This window comes from Xanthomonas sp. XNM01 (assembly GCF_014851915.1).
Lineage (GTDB): Bacteria > Pseudomonadota > Gammaproteobacteria > Xanthomonadales > Xanthomonadaceae > Pseudoxanthomonas.
On sequence record NZ_JACVAP010000001.1, the window covers coordinates 678068 to 696355 of the forward strand.

Annotated in this window: 14 protein-coding genes; 9 read left to right on the top strand and 5 right to left on the bottom strand. The window is 69.0% G+C overall.

Annotated elements, in window-relative coordinates:
* Window positions 1-138: 138 nt before the first annotated feature.
* From IB242_RS02975 to IB242_RS02985, 3 genes are all read left to right on the top strand, one after another.
* A complete protein-coding gene (locus IB242_RS02975) occupies window positions 139-420 on the top strand; it encodes a hypothetical protein (RefSeq protein ID WP_192275747.1) in 282 nt (93 codons plus the stop codon).
* 153 nt (window positions 421-573) lie between these two features.
* On the top strand, window positions 574-978 hold the full coding sequence (locus tag IB242_RS02980; protein ID WP_192275749.1) for an RNA-binding S4 domain-containing protein: 405 nt from the start codon (window positions 574-576) through the stop codon (window positions 976-978).
* A gap of 203 nt (window positions 979-1181) precedes the next feature.
* The gene (locus IB242_RS02985; protein WP_192275752.1) at window positions 1182-1445 is read left to right on the top strand and encodes a hypothetical protein; all 264 of its coding nucleotides are present in this window, start codon (window positions 1182-1184) and stop codon (window positions 1443-1445) included.
* 76 nt (window positions 1446-1521) lie between these two features.
* On the opposite strand, the gene katG is transcribed toward IB242_RS02985, so the two are convergent.
* Complete coding sequence (katG, locus tag IB242_RS02990; protein WP_192275754.1) at window positions 1522-3807, bottom strand: catalase/peroxidase HPI; 2286 nt, start codon at window positions 3805-3807, stop codon at window positions 1522-1524.
* Between the two features lie 279 nt (window positions 3808-4086).
* Between katG and IB242_RS02995 the strand changes: the two genes are divergently transcribed.
* Window positions 4087-4707 carry a glutathione S-transferase family protein gene (locus IB242_RS02995; protein ID WP_343237074.1) on the top strand — a complete coding sequence of 207 codons (621 nt, stop codon included), beginning with the start codon at window positions 4087-4089 and terminating at the stop codon, window positions 4705-4707.
* Window positions 4708-4767: 60 nt separating this feature from the next.
* Here the strand turns inward: IB242_RS02995 and IB242_RS03000 are convergent, their stop codons facing one another.
* Window positions 4768-5817, bottom strand: a complete 1050-nt coding sequence (locus IB242_RS03000) for a cytochrome-c peroxidase (protein WP_192275758.1) — start codon at window positions 5815-5817, stop codon at window positions 4768-4770.
* A 312-nt stretch (window positions 5818-6129) separates the two neighbouring features.
* Between IB242_RS03000 and IB242_RS03005 the strand changes: the two genes are divergently transcribed.
* Entirely contained in the window at window positions 6130-8550 is a 2421-nt protein-coding gene (locus tag IB242_RS03005) for a TonB-dependent receptor (protein WP_192275760.1), read from the top strand.
* Window positions 8551-8653: 103 nt separating this feature from the next.
* Here the strand turns inward: IB242_RS03005 and mutS are convergent, their stop codons facing one another.
* Window positions 8654-11263: a DNA mismatch repair protein MutS gene (mutS, locus tag IB242_RS03010; protein ID WP_192275762.1), complete on the bottom strand. Its 2610-nt coding sequence runs from the start codon at window positions 11261-11263 to the stop codon at window positions 8654-8656.
* Window positions 11264-11349: 86 nt separating this feature from the next.
* Here mutS and IB242_RS03015 point away from each other — a divergent pair, with 86 nt between their 5' ends.
* The 4 genes from IB242_RS03015 (at window position 11350) to ubiB (ending at window position 17484) form a co-directional block, all read left to right on the top strand.
* Window positions 11350-12351, top strand: a complete 1002-nt coding sequence (locus IB242_RS03015; protein WP_192275764.1) for a cation diffusion facilitator family transporter — start codon at window positions 11350-11352, stop codon at window positions 12349-12351.
* Between the two features lie 179 nt (window positions 12352-12530).
* Complete coding sequence (locus IB242_RS03020) at window positions 12531-15122, top strand: TonB-dependent receptor (RefSeq protein ID WP_192275766.1); 2592 nt, start codon at window positions 12531-12533, stop codon at window positions 15120-15122.
* Between the two features lie 145 nt (window positions 15123-15267).
* Window positions 15268-15768, top strand: coding sequence for a CinA family protein (locus tag IB242_RS03025; protein WP_192275768.1), 501 nt, complete (start codon window positions 15268-15270; stop codon window positions 15766-15768).
* A gap of 33 nt (window positions 15769-15801) precedes the next feature.
* A complete protein-coding gene (gene ubiB, locus IB242_RS03030; protein ID WP_192275770.1) occupies window positions 15802-17484 on the top strand; it encodes a 2-polyprenylphenol 6-hydroxylase in 1683 nt (560 codons plus the stop codon).
* Window positions 17485-17517: 33 nt separating this feature from the next.
* Here the strand turns inward: ubiB and IB242_RS03035 are convergent, their stop codons facing one another.
* Together IB242_RS03035 and IB242_RS03040 are read right to left on the bottom strand one after the other, a co-directional pair.
* Complete coding sequence (locus IB242_RS03035; RefSeq protein WP_192275772.1) at window positions 17518-17727, bottom strand: helix-turn-helix transcriptional regulator; 210 nt, start codon at window positions 17725-17727, stop codon at window positions 17518-17520.
* Window positions 17727-18269, bottom strand: a complete 543-nt coding sequence (locus IB242_RS03040; protein ID WP_192275773.1) for a hypothetical protein — start codon at window positions 18267-18269, stop codon at window positions 17727-17729. The genes IB242_RS03035 and IB242_RS03040 overlap by 1 nt, the downstream gene beginning before the upstream one ends.
* Window positions 18270-18288: the final 19 nt, after the last annotated feature.

Sequence of the window (18288 nt, forward strand, 5' to 3'; positions counted from 1 at the left end):
GACGGCCGCCCTCAGGCGGCCGTTCGCGTGTCCGGAGGCGGGTGCCAGCCCATGCATGCCGGTCGTCGGCGCACGGCACGGATGGCATCGGCCCGGCAAGCTGGCACACTGGCGCCATCGGCCGCACGGAGCAAGACGATGGCGCAACGCGGACTCACCATGCTGCTGGCGGCCTGTTCGCTGGCATGGCTCGCCGGATGCGCGAGCGATCCCGGCGTGACCCTGCTGGACTCGGGCGATTCCTTCTGCGGGCAGCAGTATCGCGCCCAGCGCGAAGGGCCGCCGACGCCGGCGGGGCTGTCGCGGGAGGAACGCGGCCGCTACGAAGAGCGGACGACCGATTACCACGTATCCCAGGGCTGCCAGCGCGACGCGGTCCGCAGCGTGACCGTGCCGCTGCGTGGTTCCCCTGGCCGATAGATCCAATCAGGACGCGATGAACCCGATGATGTGGCGCGCTGTCGCGCGTGGAGTGAACCCTGCCACCGGCGACATGGGGGGCGATGCATTCGGCCTGCCGCTCCGCGTCGTCGGACGCGCGCGCGACGGGGCCGGCTGCAAGGGGCGGTCGCGATGACCGACGTGGCTTCCGTGACGGCGGTGCGCCTCGATCTCTGGCTGTGGGCGGCACGCTTCTTCCGGACGCGCAGCCTCGCCAAGCAGGCGGTGGAGACCGGCAAGGTCGATGTCGCCGGCCAGCGCGCCAAGGCGTCGCGCGGGGTGCGCGTCGGCGAGATGCTGCAGATCACCCGTGGCGAGGAGACCTTCGAGGTGCAGGTGCGCGGGCTTAGCGACGTGCGCGGTCCCGCGCCGGTGGCGCAGGCGCTGTACGAGGAGACCGAGGCCTCCAGGGCGCTGCGCGAACAGCAGCGCCTGCAGCGTGCTGCAGCGCGCGATGGCTATCGGCCGCCCGAGCACAAGCCGGACAAGCGCGCGCGGCGCCTGATCCAGGCGCTGGGCGACTTCGACGCGTCCTGAGCGCTGCCGCCGGCCGTGCGCGTTTCGATCGTCCGCCGCATGGATGCTGCTGCCTGCGCTTGCACGCCACCGGAACGGTGGCACTCCGGGCGCTCGCTGCCCGGGTGTTCGGACTGGATGACCGGCACTGCCTGACTTCCGGCCTGTGCGCGCCCGGCCCCGGCGGTGTACAACCACGGAAGCCACTGCAGAGGAGCGTTTCGATGCCGTTCAATGACAGCGCCGTGCTTGCCGCTGGCGTCCTGCTGGTCGCGTTGAGCGGGTGCGCCAGCACCACGGACGTCGCAGGCGGCCCACGTCCGGCCGATCCCGTCGATTGTCGTGTGGGCGGGGAATCCGGCCCGCGTCAGGCGCATGCACCGGCGACCGCGCGCGACCGTCGCTGCAATCCGCAGCAGGACGTGACCCTCTGGTCCGGTGGCGGCCGCGACGACGGGATCAAGCTGGACCTGAAGAAGGGCGACTGAGCGCTGGTGCGGCGCCAGTGCGGCGCCGCGGATGCGGTCGCCCCGCCCGTTGAACCGGGCGGGAGCGGGAAGCAGATCAGCGCGGGTGCCGGTCCGCATGGTCCAGGTCGAAGCGGTCCAGCTCCATCACCTTGGCCCAGGCCGCGACGAAGTCGCGCACGAACTTTTCCCCGCCGTCTCTGCTGGCGTAGACCTCGGCCAGGGCGCGCAACACCGAATTCGAGCCGAACACCAGGTCGACGCGGCTGCCATGGCCGACCACGCTGTCGCTGTTGCGCGCGCGCCCTTCGAAACGCTCGCGCGCATCGGACGTCGGGCTCCATCGGGTACCCATGTCGAGCAGGTTGACGAAGAAGTCGTTGCTCAGCGTGCCGGGGCGATCAGTGAGCACGCCATCGCTGCTGCCGCCTGCGTTGGCGCCGAGCACGCGCAGGCCGCCGACCAGCACGGTCATCTCGGGTGCGGTCAGGGTCAGCAACTGCGCACGGTCGATGAGCAGGTGCTCGGCCGGAATCGCGGAGCGCCCGCGCAGGTAGTTGCGGAAACCGTCGGCGAACGGCTCCAGCGGGGCGAACGAGGCGACGTCGGTCTGTTCCTGCGTCGCGTCGGTGCGGCCCGGCGAGAACGGCACGTCCACCGTGTGGCCCGCGGCCTTCGCCGCCTGCTCGATCGCCGCGCCGCCGCCGAGCACGATCAGGTCGGCCAGCGAAACCCGCTTTCCTCCGCTGGCGCGGCCGTTGAAGTCGGCCTGCACCTGTTCCAGCGCCGCCAGCACCTTGGCCAGCTGCGGCGGATCGTTCACCGCCCAGTCCTTCTGCGGGGCCAGCCGGATCCGCGCACCGTTCGCGCCGCCGCGCTTGTCGCCGCCGCGGAAGGTCGAGGCCGAGGCCCAGGCCGTGGAAACCAGCTCGGCCACGCTCAGCCCGCTGGCCAGGATCGCCCGCTTCAGCGCCGCGATGTCGTCGCCGTCGACCAGCGGGTGATCGACCGCCGGCACCGGGTCCTGCCAGATCAGCACCTCGGCCGGCACCTCCGGGCCGAGGTAGCGCGCACGCGGGCCCATGTCGCGGTGGGTCAGCTTGAACCAGGCGCGGGCGAAGGCGTCGGCGAACTGGTCGGGGTTCTGCAGGAAGCGGCGCGAGATCTTCTCGTAGGCCGGATCGAAGCGCAGCGACAGGTCGGTGGTGAGCATCGTCGGGCGATGGGTCTTCGACGGATCGTGCGCATCGGGGATGAAGGCCTCGGCGTCCTTGGCCACCCACTGGTGCGCGCCCGCCGGGCTCCTGGTCAGCTCCCATTCGAAGCCGAACAGGTTCTCGAAGAAATTGTTGCTCCACTGCGCCGGCGTTTTCGTCCAGGTCACTTCCAGGCCGCTGGTGATCGTGTCGCCGCCCTTGCCGCTGCCGAAGCGGTTGTGCCAGCCGAGGCCCTGCGCTTCCAGTTCGTCCGCTTCGGGCTCGGCGCCGACGTTGTCGGCCGGCCCGGCGCCGTGGGTCTTGCCGAAGCTGTGGCCACCGGCGATCAGGGCGACGGTCTCCTCGTCGTCCATCGCCATCCGGCCGAAGGTGTCGCGGATGTCGTGCGCGGCCAGCAGCGGATCGGGATTGCCGTCCGGGCCTTCCGGGTTCACGTAGATCAGGCCCATCTGCACCGCGGCCAGCGGGTTCTCCAGCCGGCGCGAATGCACATCGCCATCGGCATCGTCGTCGGACACCAGCACGCCATGGTCGCCCGGCTTCTCCACGCCTTCCGAGCCGTGCGCATAACGCACGTCGCCGCCGAGCCAGGTGGTCTCGCGGCCCCAGTACACGTCCTGGTCCGGCTCCCAGGTGTCCTCTCGGCCACCGGCGAAGCCGAAGGTGCGGAAGCCCATCGTCTCCAGCGCGACGTTGCCGGTGAGGATCATCAGGTCGGCCCAGGAAATCGCCTGGCCGTACTTCTGCTTGATCGGCCACAGCAGGCGGCGTGCCTTGTCCAGGCTGACGTTGTCCGGCCAGCTGTTGAGCGGGGCGAAGCGCTGCTGGCCGCGACCGCCGCCGCCGCGGCCGTCACCGATGCGGTAGGTGCCGGCACTGTGCCAGGCCATGCGCACGAACAGGCCGCCGTAATGGCCGAAGTCGGCCGGCCACCAGTCCTGCGAATCGGTCATCAGCGCGGCCAGATCGCGCTTGAGGCCGGCGTAGTCGAGCTTCGCGAACGCGGCTGCGTAGTCGAAGCCGCCGTCCATCGGGTTGGAGCGCGTCGAATGCTGGTTCAGCAGGTCCAGCCGCAGCTGCTGCGGCCACCAGTCGCGATTGCCGGTACCGCCGCCGGCGGTCTGGTGGACGTTCTGGTGGAACGGGCATTTCGTTTCGGTGCTCATGGTCCTGCTCCCTGTGGGTCGTTGCGCGCAACTGCCTGGACCGGCGCGCCGGGTGGCGGGCCGCTGGAGACATCAGCCGGTGCTGACGTCGATGATGCGCTGGCGTTGATAGACCGGGCCACCATATTTCGCGGATTGTGATTGGTGAAATCGAATGATCCGAATGCATCGATGGGCAATGGCTATCCAATGTCCCGGCGATGCGCGACTGCTGACAGCAGGCTGTCAGCAGCGGCCACGCAGTCTGGGTACTCCCGACCCTTGCCGGAGTGCATCGACGTGCTGACTTTCTATACCCACCCCCTGTCGCGCGCCCGGGTGGCGCGCTGGATGCTCGAGGAGACCGGACTGCCGTACGAAGAGGTCGTACTCGACTTCGATACGACGATGAAGTCGCCGGAGTATCTGGCGATCAACCCGATGGGCAAGGTGCCGGCGATCCGGCATGGCGATGTCGTGGTGACCGAGAACGCGGCGATCTGCGCCTACCTGGCCGAACTCGTTCCGGAGAAGGCGCTGGCGCCGCCGCCGGGTTCGCCGGAGCGCGCGGCCTATTACCGCTGGCTGTTCTTCTTCGCCGGCCCGTTCGAGTCGTGGCTGACCGCACGCCAGGCCGGTGTGTTCGTGGCTGCGCGCAGTGCCGGTTATGGCCGCGGGGATGACGTGCTGGCCACGGTGGAGCAGGCGGTGAGCGGCAGGACGCATCTGGCCGGCGACCGCTTCACCGCGGTCGACCTCTACGTGGCCGCGTACCTGGGCTACCAGATGATGGTGGGCGAACTGGAGCGGCGGCCGGCCCTCGAGGCCTTCGTTGCCGCCCATGCGCAGCGGCCGGCCGCACTGGCCGCCAATGCGCGCGACGACGCACTGGCGGCGCAGCTGCAGATGCCCGGTCACTGAGCAGACGACGCAGGCAGCGGCACGACGACGGCTCCGGCTGACGTCGTGCGCGCGGCACGGTTACTCCGGTTGCGGCGTGGTCGCCGTGCTGGTCGGCAGCACCGGATGCACGATCTGCGGCTGGCGCCCGCTCAGGGTCTGCAGGAAGCGGGTGATCGCCTCGACATCGGCCGCGCCCAGCTCCTGTCCGAGCTGGCTGCTGCCCATGATCGCCACTGCCTGGCGCAGGTCCCGGACCTGGCCGCTGTGGAAGTAGGGCGCCGTCAGCGCGACGTTGCGCAGCGGCGCCGCACGGAACACGTACTCGTCGGTGGCCGTGCGGGTGACTTCGAAGCGGCCCTTGTCGGCCTCGGGCAGGATGTCCGCGCCAGGGCGCTCGACCACGCCGAACGGGTGGTAGGTCTGGCCGCCCAGGTTCACGCCGGCGTGGCAGGCGATGCAGCCCTTGTCGATGAACAGCGCCATGCCACGGCGTTCGTCCGCATCCAGCGTGTCCTCACCGGCGAGGAAGCGGTCGAAGCGCGAGTCGGGCGTGGTCAGCGTCGCCTCGAACGCCTCGATCGCGCGCGCCATGTTGTCGAAGCTCACCGGCTGTGCCTCGCCCGGGAACGCACGCGAAAAGGCCTCCACGTAGCCCGGCATGCTGCGCAGCGTCGCCTCGACGCGTTCGGGCGTGTTGTTCATTTCCACGCTGGCCTGCACCGGGCCTTTCGCCTGCTCCTTCAGGTCGGCGGCGCGACCATCCCAGAACTGCGCGACGTTGAACACCGCGTTGAGCACGGTCGGCGAGTTGCGCGGCCCCTTCTGCCAGCCATGGCCGATCGAGACCGGCACGTTGTCGGCGCCGCCGGTGCCGACGTTGTGGCAGGTGTTGCAGCTGATGATGTGGCTGCGCGACAGGCGCGGATCGAAGAACAGCCAGCGGCCCAGCTCCACCTGCTCGGCGGTGATGGCCTGGCCGCGCACTTCGCTCACTTGCGCGGGAACGGGTTTGAACAGCGCATTGCCCATCTCGCGCAGTTCCTGCGCGGACGGCGTGGCCTGCTGTGCGAGCGCGACGGGCGCTGCGAGTGCGGCGATGCAGGCAAGGGCGAGCGTGCTGCGGAACATGGCGGGCCTCCCGGCTGGCTGGAGAGCCTCTTATCCGCCGCGCCCACCCGCCCGGCATTGATCGGGATCAATTGCACTCTCGCGGTGCGCGCGGTGCGTGCTCTGCTCCGGTGTGGTGCGTGCGATGCGGGCGAGTCTGAAAATCGCGGGAAATCTACGAAAAAAATGCGGTTTGAAATGAAGATCGGGAATCAGCTTGATGCAGACTGGAATGAGTCCATGCCGGCGTACCGGCGACGGTGCGTGTCAGCATGAACGACTGCCGGAAGGGGTCCGGCACAAGGGGAGATCTCACGACCTATGGGGGTAACGATGGCTTTGAACGAAACATATGCGCTGCGGCGCAGTGTCCTGGCGATGGCGCTTGCTTCCGCGATGCTGGCCGGTGGTGCCGCTTCCGCGCAGGAACAGCAGGGCGGGGAGGGCGCGCAGGCCACCACGCTCGATTCGGTCCAGGTGACGGCGCGCAAGCGCGCCGAATCGATCATCGAAGTGCCGATGAACATCACCGCCGTGTCCGCCCAGGAGCTGGAGGACCGCAACATCAGCACGGTGTCGGATCTGTACCGCACCCTGGCCGGTGCGGCCAGCCCCACCGGAGGGTTGATCCTGCGCGGTCTCAGCGGCGGCAACTCGGCGTCGCCCGGCACCACAAGCCAGTTCGTGGACGGCATTCCCTTCGCCTTCGGCGAGGTCTTCGACGTCGAGCAGGTCGAAGTGCTGCGTGGTCCGCAGGGCACCCTGTGGGGATCGAACGCGATCGGCGGCACCGTCCAGGTGGTGACCCGCAAGCCGCAGACCGACAATTTCGAGGTCTTCGCCTCGCTCAGCGGCACGGTCGAGGAGAACAACCCGTCCACCGCCACCCGCACCCAGGCCGGCATCAACGTGCCGCTGCTGCAGGACGTGCTGGCGCTGCGCGTCGCCGCGAGCACGGCCAGGACGCCGGGCAAGATCGTCAACGTCAAGACCGGCAACTACGGCGACGAGCAGGACGATTTCATCCGGACCCAGCTGCAGTGGGAGGTCAGCCCGGATCTGCGCTTCAATCTGGGCCATGTCTACGTGCGCGGTAACGATACGGGGACCCGCTTGGCGGACGCTTCGGTCGCGGGCTTCTACTACGTTCCCGAATTGACCCCGAACCCGGCAACGCCCACCGGATTCGACATCGACTACAGCGTGGTCGACTGCCCCGAGGGCGCCAGCCGCGCGCAGTGCCGCGCGCCCAACAGCCGGGTCAAGGTCGAGGACGACCGCTTCGCGATCTACGAGGCCTTCGATGGCTGGAACCGTTCGGCGACCAACCTGTTCTCGATCAATGTCGAGCACGACGACCTGTTCGGCATCGCCTCGGTGTCCTACGTCGGTTCGTTCCGCAAGAACACCGGCAGCTCGCTCGAGAACTGGACGCGCCTGGACATGGAGGACATGACCGAGACCTGGATGATCAACCAGGATTCGTCGCGCCGCCTGACCCAGGAGCTGCGCTTCCAGAACCTGGAGAACGACAGCGGCCTGAACTGGACCGTCGGCTTCTTCCAGGACAAGACCTGGCTGGGCGGCGAGTTCAACGGCCAGAACCAGTTCCACAACACCGATCCGCAGAGCCTGACCATCTTCTCCGACATGTCCGGCCTGACCGGAAGCAGCTACTGGGGCAGCGCCGGCTGGACCCACATCGGGGAGCTGGGCCAGGCGCTGTACGGCAACCCCGGCATCAACTACAACCTGACCTACAACACCGACACCCAGCGCGAGAGCGCCGCGTTCGGCGAGACCAGCTATCGGTTCGATACCGGCGCGGGGGCGTTCGAGGTGACGGCCGGCATCCGCTTCTACGAGCTGGAGGACACGCTGGACTTCACCAGCACCGGTATCTGGGTCGGTCTGGATCCGCGCTCGGTGGCCGAGGGCGGCCGTGAGTCGGGCAACCGCAAGAAGTTCAGCCTGGCCTACCTGCCCAGCGACAACCTCAACATCTATGCGCTGTACGCGGAAGGCTATCGTCCGGGCGGCAACAACGCGCCGCTGGCCAACAGCTGCGCCGGCGACGAGTACGCCTCGCAGCACAAGAACCGCTACACGTCCGACACGATCGACAACTACGAGCTGGGCGTGAAGGGTGCGTTCTTCGACCGCAGGCTGCGCATCTCGTCGGCGGCGTACAGGATCGACTGGAGCGACGTGCGTGCCAGCGTCTACATGCCGACCTGCGGCTTCAGCTTCATCGCCAACGCGGCCGAGGCCCGCTCGCAGGGCCTGGAGCTGGAAAGCGCGCTGACCCTGGGCAGCAACACCGTGCTGACCTTCAACGCCTCGTACACCAACACCGAGATCCTGACCGACGTGGCGGCGCTGGGTGCGCAGAAGGGCGACGAGTTCCCGCAGGTGCCCAAGTACAACGCCTACCTGGCCGTCGACCATGGCTTCCGCCTGTTCGAGCGCGATGCCTTCGTGCGTGCGGACATCGCGGCCTATGGCGAGTACAAGACCCACTTCAACACCCGCGACGAGGACGTGTCGCCGTCGTACGAGACGTTGAACCTGTCGGGCCGGATCCGCCTGAATCCGGAGTCCACGCTCAGCCTGCACGTCAACAACGTGACCAACGAGCAGTACTACGCCTACCGCAATGCCCGCTCGCGGGGGACCGGGACGCGCAATGCGCTGTATGAACTGTGGGGTGCCGAGCGCAACATCACCCTGCGCTTCGACTACAGCTTCCGCTGATCCCGCGCCACTGCGGAGGCGAAGGGCGGCAGTCGTCGGCTGCTGCCCTCTTTTCCGGGCCGTCCACAGAGGGTGCCGGGAACCGCCGCGGCGCCGTCCCGGCTCAGGCCAGCGCCTTGATCCGGTAAAGCGCCTCCAGCGCCTGCTTCGGGGTCAGCTCGTCCGGATCCAGCGCCGCCAGCGCGTCGAGCGCGGCCGACGGCGGTGCGGCGAACAGGCCGAACTGCTGCGGCGCGTCCAGCGCCTGCGGGGCCATCTGCGCAGCATGGCTCTCGCCGCCGCGCTGTTCCAGTTCCGCCAGGCGCCGGCGCGCTTGCGCCAGCGTGGTCCGCGGCAGGCCGGCCAGGGCGGCGACCTGCAAGCCGAAGCTGCGGTTGGCCGCGCCGTCCTTGACCGCATGCATGAAGACCAGGCTGTCGCCGTGCTCGACCGCGTCCAGATGCACGTTGGCGATGCCGCTGCCACCGCCTTCGACCGACTCGTCGGCCAGCGTGGTCAGCTCGAAGTAATGCGTGGCGAACAGCGTGTAGCAGCGGTTGCTGTGGGCCAGGTGGCGGGCGACCGCATCGGCCAGCGCCAGGCCGTCGTAGGTGGACGTGCCGCGCCCGATCTCGTCCATCAGCACCAGCGACTGCGCGGTGGCGTGGTGCAGGATGTAGCTGGTCTCGGCCATCTCGACCATGAAGGTCGACTGGCCCCTGGCCAGGTCGTCGCCGGCACCGATGCGGGTCAGGATCCGGTCGATCGGGCCGAGCACCGCGCGGCTGGCCGGCACGAAGCTGCCGATGTGGGCCAGCAGCACGATCAGTGCGTTCTGGCGCATGTAGGTCGATTTACCGCCCATGTTCGGGCCGGTGATCACCAGCATGCGGCGCGCGGCGCCGTCGCGGTCGGCGTACAGGTCCAGGTCGTTGGGATGGAACGGTTCCTCGCGCACCGCCTCGACCACCGGGTGGCGGCCGCGTTCGATGCACAGGCAGGGCGTGTCGGTCAGTTCCGGGCGGGCCCAGTCCAGCGCCTGCGCGCGGTCGGCGAAGGCGGCCAGCACGTCCAGTTCGCTGAGCGCGCCGGCGCAGCGCTTGAGCGGTTCGAGCAGGCCGTTGAGCGTGTCCAGCAGCGCCTCGTACAGGAACTTTTCGCGCGACAGCGAGCGCTCGCGCGCGGACAGCACCTTGTCCTCGAAGGCTTTGAGTTCCTCGGTGATGTAGCGCTCGGCATTGGTCAGGGTCTGGCGGCGGGTGTAATGCACCGGCGCCTTGTCGGCCTGGCCCTTGCTGATCTCGATGTAGTAGCCGTGCACGCGGTTGTAACCGACCTTCAGCGTGCCGATGCCGCTGGCCTCGCGCTCGCGCAGTTCCAGGTCGACCAGGAACTGGTCGGCATTGGTCGACAGCCGGCGCAGCTCGTCCAGCTCGGCGTCGTAGCCATCGGCCAGTACGCCGCCGTCGACCAGCTTCAGCGGCGGCTGCGTGGCGATCGCCGAGGCGAGCAGGGCGGCGCAGTCGGTGTGTTCGCCCAGTTCGGCGGCCAGCGCAGCCAGGCGCGGCGAATCCAGCGGTGCCAGCACCTCGCGGATCGGCGGCAGCAGGGCCAGGCCGTCGCGCAGCGTCGACATGTCGCGCGGACGCGCCGAACGTAATGCGATGCGGGTCAGGATGCGTTCGATGTCGCCCAGGCCGCGGAAGCGTTCGCGCAGGTCCGCATCGGCACCGCGGTCGATCAGCGTGGCCACCGCATGGTGGCGCTGTTCGAGCACGCGGCGCTCGCGCAGCGGCCGGTGCAGCCAGCGCCGCAGCAGGCGCCCGCCCATCGGGGTGATCGTCGCGTCCAGCACGCCGAGCAGGGTGTGGCGGGTGTCGCCGTCGACGCGCGAGTCCAGCTCCAGATGCCGGCGCGTGGCGGCGTTCATCGCGATCGCATCGCCGGCGGTCTCCACCGCGATCGAGGTCAGGTGCGGCAGCTGCTGCTTCTGGGTTTCCTCGACGTAGCCGAGCAGGGCGCCGGCGGCGGCCACGGCCAGTGGCTTGTCCTCGATGCCGAAGCCGGTGAGGTCGTGCAGGCCGAAGAAGCGCAGCAGCTGGCGGCGGCCGCTGTCCGGGTCGAACAGCCACGGCGCGCGCCGGCGCACCGCGCCGCGCGCGAGGGTGATCGGCGGCAGGCCTTCCTCGTCGGGCAGCAGCAGCTCGGCCGGTTCCAGCCGGGCCAGTTCGGCTTCCAGCGCATCGTCGCCGTCGACCTGGTTGACCAGGAAGCGGCCACCGGCGAGGTCGGCCCAGGCCAGGCCGTAGCCGCTCTTTCCGCGCGCGACCGCCATCAGCAGGGTGTCGCGGCGCTCGTCCAGCAGGGCCTCGTCGGTGACGGTGCCCGGGGTGACCACGCGCACCACCTTGCGTTCGACCAGGCCCTTGGCCAGCGCCGGGTCGCCGATCTGTTCGCAGATCGCCACCGATTCGCCCAGCGCGACCAGCCGCGCCAGATAGCCTTCGTAGGCATGCACCGGCACGCCGGCCATCGGGATCGGTGCGCCGCCGGAGCTGCCGCGCTGGGTCAGGGTGATGTCCAGCAGCCGCGCGGCCTTGCGTGCGTCGTCGTAGAACAGCTCGTAGAAGTCGCCCATGCGGAAGAACAGCAGCAGGTCCGGGTAGTCGGCCTTGGCTGCGAAGAACTGCTTCATCAGCGGGGTGTGTTCGGCGGTGGCGCTGGTCTTGGACATCGGCATGCGGGCGGTACGGGACCGGCGATTGTAATAGTCTCCGAGCCGGCGCCGTCGGATAGTGCCGGCCACGCACCGGAGCCGGCATGAGCCACCAGCACGACCACGCCCACGATCACGGGCATCCGCACGATCACGCCCATGACCATCACGGGCATGGTCATGCCGGCCACCAGCACGGACTGGGCGGTCACAGCCACGTCCCCACCGACATCCGCTTCGAGCGTCCGCTGTGGTGGGCGTTGGGCCTGACCGCCGCGGTCCTGGTGGCCGAGCTGATCGGCGCGTGGTGGACCAACAGTCTGGCGCTGCTGTCCGACGCGGCGCACATGGCCACCGACACGCTGGCGCTGGCGATCGCGCTGATCGCAGTGCGCCTGGCCAAGCGCCCGGCCGATGCGCGGCGCACGTATGGCTACGTGCGTTTCGAGGCGTTCGGTGCGCTGGTCAACGGCGGCCTGCTGTTCGTGCTGGCGGGCTACATCCTGTGGGAAGCCTGGCACCGCTTCCGCACGCCGCTGCCGGTGGCGAGCACGGGAATGCTGGCGGTGGCCGTGCTCGGCCTGGCCTGCAACCTGGTGGCGATGAAGCTGCTGCATGCCGGAAGCGGCCAGAGCCTGAACATGAAGGGCGCCTACCTCGAGGTCTGGAGCGACATGCTCGGCTCGCTGGCGGTGATCATCGCGGCCATCGTGATCCGCTTCACCGGCTGGCTGTGGGTGGATCCGCTGCTGGCGGTGCTGATCGGCCTGTGGGTGCTGCCGCGCACCGTGCTGCTGTTGCGCGAGGCGATCAACGTGCTGATGGAAGGCGTGCCGCGCGGCATCGATGTCGCGGCGATCAACACCGCGCTGCTGGCGCACCCGCAGGTGACCGGCGTGCACGACCTGCACGTCTGGGCGCTGGCGTCGCGGACCCCGGCGATGACCGCGCATGTGGTGGTCGCCGGCGATGCGGACCCGATCGCGGTGCGGGTGGCGCTGGCGCAACGGCTCGCAGGGCACTTCGGTATCGATCACGTCACCCTGCAGATGGAAGCGGGCGAGGGCGACTGCGTCGCCGGTGGCTGCGGCTCCGCTCCGCACTGAGTCGCGCCTCCATCCCAAAACGCAATGTGACGTATCGCCGCAGTGCAGAATGCGGTGTGACCGCATGCGGTTTAACTTCCCGTTTACGGACCGGACCAGGTCCAGAGGATGCAGCACAGCACGAGATCGACATCGCAGCAGTCAGGACCGGCCAACATCGACACCCTGGGGAGGGAGCAATGGCACGAGGCAACCTGCATCACACCGGATTGGCGATCGCCGTGATCGCCGCACTGTCCACCATGACGGCCACCGCGCATGCGCAGGAACAGGCGGCGGAGGCGGGACGGGAGCAGCCGGTCACGCTGTCTGGACTGACGGTCACCGCACAGAAACGCGAGCAGGCGCTGCAGGAAGTGCCGATCGTGGTCAACGTGCTCGGCGAACAGCTGCTGCAGGACACCGGCGTACGCGACATCAAGGATCTGCAGGTGCTGGTGCCGGGCCTGACCGTGACCAGCACCCAGAGCGCGGCGCAGACCACCGCCCGCATTCGCGGCATCGGCACCGTCGGCGACAACGCCGGCCTGGAATCGTCGGTCGGCGTGGTCATCGACGGCGTGTACCGGCCGCGCAACAGCGTCGGTTTCACCGACCTGGGCGAACTGGAACGGATCGAGGTGCTGAAGGGGCCGCAGGGCACGGTGTTCGGCAAGAACACGTCGGCCGGCGTGATCAACGTGGTCACCCGCCGGCCCAGCTACACGCAGAGCGCCGAGGGCGAGATCACCATCGGCAACTACGGGGCGATGGGCGTGTCCGGCGCCTACAACGATGCGCTCGGTGAACACGCCGCGATCCGCATCTACGCGGCCAAGCGCAAGCGCGACGGCGTCGACGAGGTGCGCACCGGCGCAGGTCCGCGGACCGAAACCGACGACGGCGATCAGAACTTCCATACCCTGCGCGGCCAGCTGCTGTTCGAGCCGACCGAGAACCTGGACATCAACATCGCGGCCGACTTCACCAGCCGCGAGGAGAACTGCTGCGCCACCGTGACCACCCACCGCGGCCCCGCGGCGGCGATCATCAATGCGTTGACGCCGGGCGGCGAGGGCGTGATCCCCGTGCCCGACCCGGAGCGCCGCCTGGCCTACAGCAACCGCAGCACCGAGCAGGACATCAAGGACAAGGGCATCTCGGCCGAGGTCAACTGGAACACGCCCTGGGCCAACGAGGCCACCTTCACCTCGATCACGGCCGTCCGCGACTGGCAGGCGATCAACGGGCTGGACTTCGACTACAGCGCCGCCGACATCCTCTACCGCGCGGCCGACGAGGACGAGTCGCTGACCCGGTTCAAGACCTTCACCCAGGAGTTCCGCCTGACCGGGTCCAGCGAGCGCGTGGACTGGATGGTCGGCGTGTTCTATTCGGACGAGCAGCTGGACCGCAACGAAACCTACCGGTACGGCAGCGCCTACGAGCCGTACCTGTCGAGCCTGGTCGGCAGCCAGGTGCTGTCCGGTGTGGCCGCGCAGCTGGCCGGGTTCGGCCTGACCGTGAACCAGGCCAACCCGGCGACCTTCCTGTCGCAGGTCAGCGGGCGCCCGTTCGGCACCAACTTCACCGGCCTGGGCACGCTGGACCGGCACGAGCAGCAGGCGCGCAGCGCGGCGATCTTCACCAACAACACCTTCCGCGTCACCGATGCCTTCGACGTGACCCTGGGCCTGCGCTACACCCGCGAGAAGAAGGACCTGCATTCGGTCTACACCAACCCGAACGGTGGCGCGGCCTGCGCCGCCACCCTGGCCAACCCGGGCGCGCGCGTCGGTGGTGCGCTGGCGCAGCGGATCAACGGGTTCGGCAGCCTGCCGCCGGCGCTGCAACAGCAGCTGCTCGGTGCACTGGTGCCGGCGCTGGCACCGACCATCGCCGGCTACATGTGTCTGCCATGGGCCAACGTGGCGCACAACGGGCGCGACGTCTCGCAGAGCAGGACCGAGAAGGAGTGGTCCGGCACGCTGAAGCTGGCCTACAACTGGTCCGACGACGTGATGACCTATGCGTCGGCGGCGCGCGGCTACAAGGCCGGCGGCTTCAACCTCGATCGCGTGCAGTCGTCCAACGGGCTGTCCAGCGGCACCCAGGGCATCACCCCGGTGGACGACACCTCGTTCGGCGGCGAGTTCGTCGACAGCTACGAGCTGGGCACCAAGACCACGTGGGCCGACGGCAACCTGCTGCTCAACGCCTCGCTCTTCTACCAGAAGTACGAGGACTTCCAGCTCAACAGCTTCCTCGGCACCAGTTTCGTGGTGCGCTCGATCCCCGAAGTGGTGTCCAAGGGCATCGACGCCGAGATCATGTGGCAGACCGGCGTGACCGGGCTGATGCTGCAGGGCGGCTTCACCTACGCACGGACCGAGTATGGCGACGACCTGCTCCCCGATCCGGACCTGGCCCTGCTGCCGGGCAGCCAGATGAGCTTCGCCCCGGAGTGGTCGGGCAACCTGTCGGCGACCTACGAGTGGGACTTCGGCAACAGCCTGATGGGCCGGTTCAACGTCGGCGCCAAGTACATGTCCGACTACAACACCGGCTCGGACCTGGACCCGCAGAAGGCCCAGGACGCCTACACCCTGGTCAATGCCCGGATCGGGTTCGGGGCCCAGGACCAGCGGTGGATGGTCGAATTCTGGGGCCAGAACCTCACCGACGAGACCTACAAGCAGGTCGGCATCGATGCGCCGATCCAGCCGGGCTCGTGGAACGCGTTCCTGGGTGCGCCGCGGACCTACGGGATGACCCTGCGCCTGCGCTACTGAGTAAAACCGCAGCAGTCACGCGACAGGCCCGCCATCGACGGGCCTGTCGCGTTCGGGGCGGGGCGGGCGGCGTCGGGCACCGTACGCGAGACATCGGTCGGCGTTTTGGGCTACAACGCCGATACCCCTCGCAGTGGAAGTCCCGATGTCCGATCCCGAAGACCGCGCGCTGCGCGAGCTGGCCCAGTCGCTGGGCGAGCGCCTGCGCACCTCGCGCGACCGCGTGGTCACCGCCGAAAGCTGCAGTGGCGGATGGATCGCCAAATGCCTCACCGACATCGCCGGCTCCTCGGACTGGTTCGACTGCGGCATGGTCGCCTACAGCTACGAAGCCAAGCAGGCGCTGCTGGGCGTACGCCCGCAGACGCTGGAGCACTATGGCGCGGTCAGTCGCGAGACCGCGATCGAGATGGTGTCCGGTGCGCTGGTCAATTCCGGCGCCAGCGTGGCGGTCGCGGTGACCGGCATCGCCGGGCCGGGCGGCGGCAGTGCGGACAAGCCGGTCGGCACCGTCTGGATCGGCTGGAAGCGTCGCGGCGGGTATGCCCGCGCCGAGGTGTTCCACTTCGATGGCGACCGCGATGCCGTGCGCCGGCAGACCGTCGAACGCGCGCTGCGGGGACTGGAAAGCCTGCTCGCGGCATGATGTGCGGCGTCGCCGCGCGAATGGAGAACACCGATGTGGGAGACGCTGGGCACCGTCCGTGATCTGGGGCGGCTGCAGGAAATCGCCTCCGTCCTGATCCGCCACGGATTCGGCGACCTGGTCCGCCGGATCGGCCTGGCCGGTGCGCTGGAGCGCGCCGGCCGGTTGCTGCACTGGCATGACGGCGAAGGCACCGCGCGGATGGCGCCGGCCGCGCGCGTGCGGCGCGCGCTGGAGGAACTGGGCCCGACCTTCGTCAAGTTCGGCCAGGTGCTGGCCACCCGCGTCGACCTGTTTCCTCCGGAGTGGATCGCCGAGCTGAGCAAGCTGCAGAACGCGGTGCCGGCGCTGCCGTTCGAGTCGATCCGCGGACAGCTGACCGAGGATCTGGGCGCGCCGCCCGAAACCGTCTTTGCCCGCCTGGACGAGATCCCGCTCGCGGCCGCCTCGCTCGCGCAGACCCATCGGGCCTGGCTGGAAGACGGCACCGCGGTGGTGCTCAAGGTGCGCCGTCCGGGTATCCGCGAGGTGATCGAGGCCGACCTGCGGCTGCTGGCGCGGCTGGCCGAGATCGTCGAAGCGCAGGCGCCGGACCTGCGCCGCTACCGGCCGGCGGAGGTGGTGCACGAATTCACCCTGTCGTTGCGGCGCGAGCTGGATTTCGCCGCCGAGTGCCGCAATGCCGAGCGCATCGCGGCCAATTTCGCCGGGCGCGAGGACATCGTGATCCCGAAGGTCCACTGGCAGTGGACCTGCGAACGCCTGAACGTGCAGGCGTTCGTCGTGGGCATCCGCGGTAGCGACCTGCCGGCGGTCGATGCGGCCGGCCTCGATCGCCGCGCGCTGGCCCGGACCGGTGCCGGAATCGTGCTGAAGATGGTGCTGGAGGACGGTTTCTTCCATGCCGATCCGCACCCGGGCAACATCTTCTATCTCAGTGGCGAGCGCATCGGCGTCATCGATTTCGGCATGGTCGGCCGCATCTCCGAGCAGCGCCGCTTCCAGGTCGTGCAACTGCTGCACGGTCTGGTCGAGCAGGACGCCCCAGGCGTCACCGAGATCCTGCTGGAGTGGGGCGAGGGCAGGGGCGAGATCGAGGAGCCGCGGCTGCAGGCCGACATCGGCGCCTTCGTCGACCAGTACCGGGGCGTGCCGCTGAAGGATCTGCGGATGGGCACGATGCTGGGCGACGTGACCACGATCCTGCGCGACCACGGGCTGAGCCTGCCGTCGGATCTGGCGTTGATGATCAAGGCCTTCCTGACCCTGGAAGGCGTCGGCCGGCAGCTCGATCCCGACTTCGACATGGCCAGCGCTGCCCGCCCCTACGTGGAGCGCGCGATGCTGGCGCGCTACTCGCCGCGCGCGCTGCTGCGTCGCGTGCGCGGCAGCACCCTGGATGCACTGGAACTGGCCGGCGACATGCCGCGCGAACTGCGCCGGCTGCTGCGTGCGGCACGGCGCGGACGCCTGCACCTGCAGGTCGAGGTGACCACGCTGAAGGCCTTCGGCGAACAGGTCGACCGCGCTGCCAACCGGCTGACGATGGGCGTGGTGACCGCCGCGCTGGTCATCGGTTCGTCGATCGTGATGCACAGCGCCGGCGGTGGCGTGCCGAGCCGCTGGCTGCTGGTGCTGGGCGTGCTCGGCTTCGTCGGCGCGGCGCTGTGCGGCGTCTGGATCCTGTTCTCGATCTGGCGCAGCGGGCGCGGCTGAGGCAGCGGCGCGTGCGGCAGGTCGCCCGGTGGATCAGACGTCCCGCCGATACTCCAGCAGATCGCCCGGCTGGCACTCCAGCACCTGGCAGATCGCTTCCAGCGTGCCGAAGCGCACGCCCTTGACGTGGCCCTGCTTGAGCAGCGACAGGTTGGTCTCGCTGATGCCGATGCGTTCGGCCAGATCCTTCGACCGCATCTTGCGACGTGCCAGCATCACGTCCAGGTTGACCACGATCGGCATCAGACGATGCTCCGCGCGTCGTCCGCGGTTTCGGCTGCCAGCCGCATGAGGTGCGCCACGCTGTACAGGCACAGGCAGGCGATGAGGAAGAGGTAGGTATCGCCGACATCCACACTGAGGTGGTAGTCGTCGCCACCGACTCCCACTGCAGCGCCTGCAAGCGCGTTGGCGACCAGACGCAGCCCGGCCATCAACGGCAGCGAATGGGCCAGCCACCGGAACGCGTCGGCCACCGGCCTGCCGAGCGCGTCGCCGTCACGCAAGCGTTGCCCCAGCTGGCGGAGGGCCAGCAGCGGCAGCAGGAAGGCCAGCGCGACCAGCAGGCAGGCCGCGGAAAGCAACATCCGCGCATCGTCCGGCAAGGCGGCCGCCTCGTGCGCTGGCATGCCGAACACCGACCAGGCGCTCGTCCTCAACGCCCACATGTCGATCCAGGGACTGGCCGCAGCGAGGCCACCGAGCGCGGCCACACCCGCCACGCCGATGCATGCCAACGACTTCAGGTGCCGGCCATGACGTTGAATCCGGTATTCGATCTTCATTTCATCCAGTCCTTTGGGT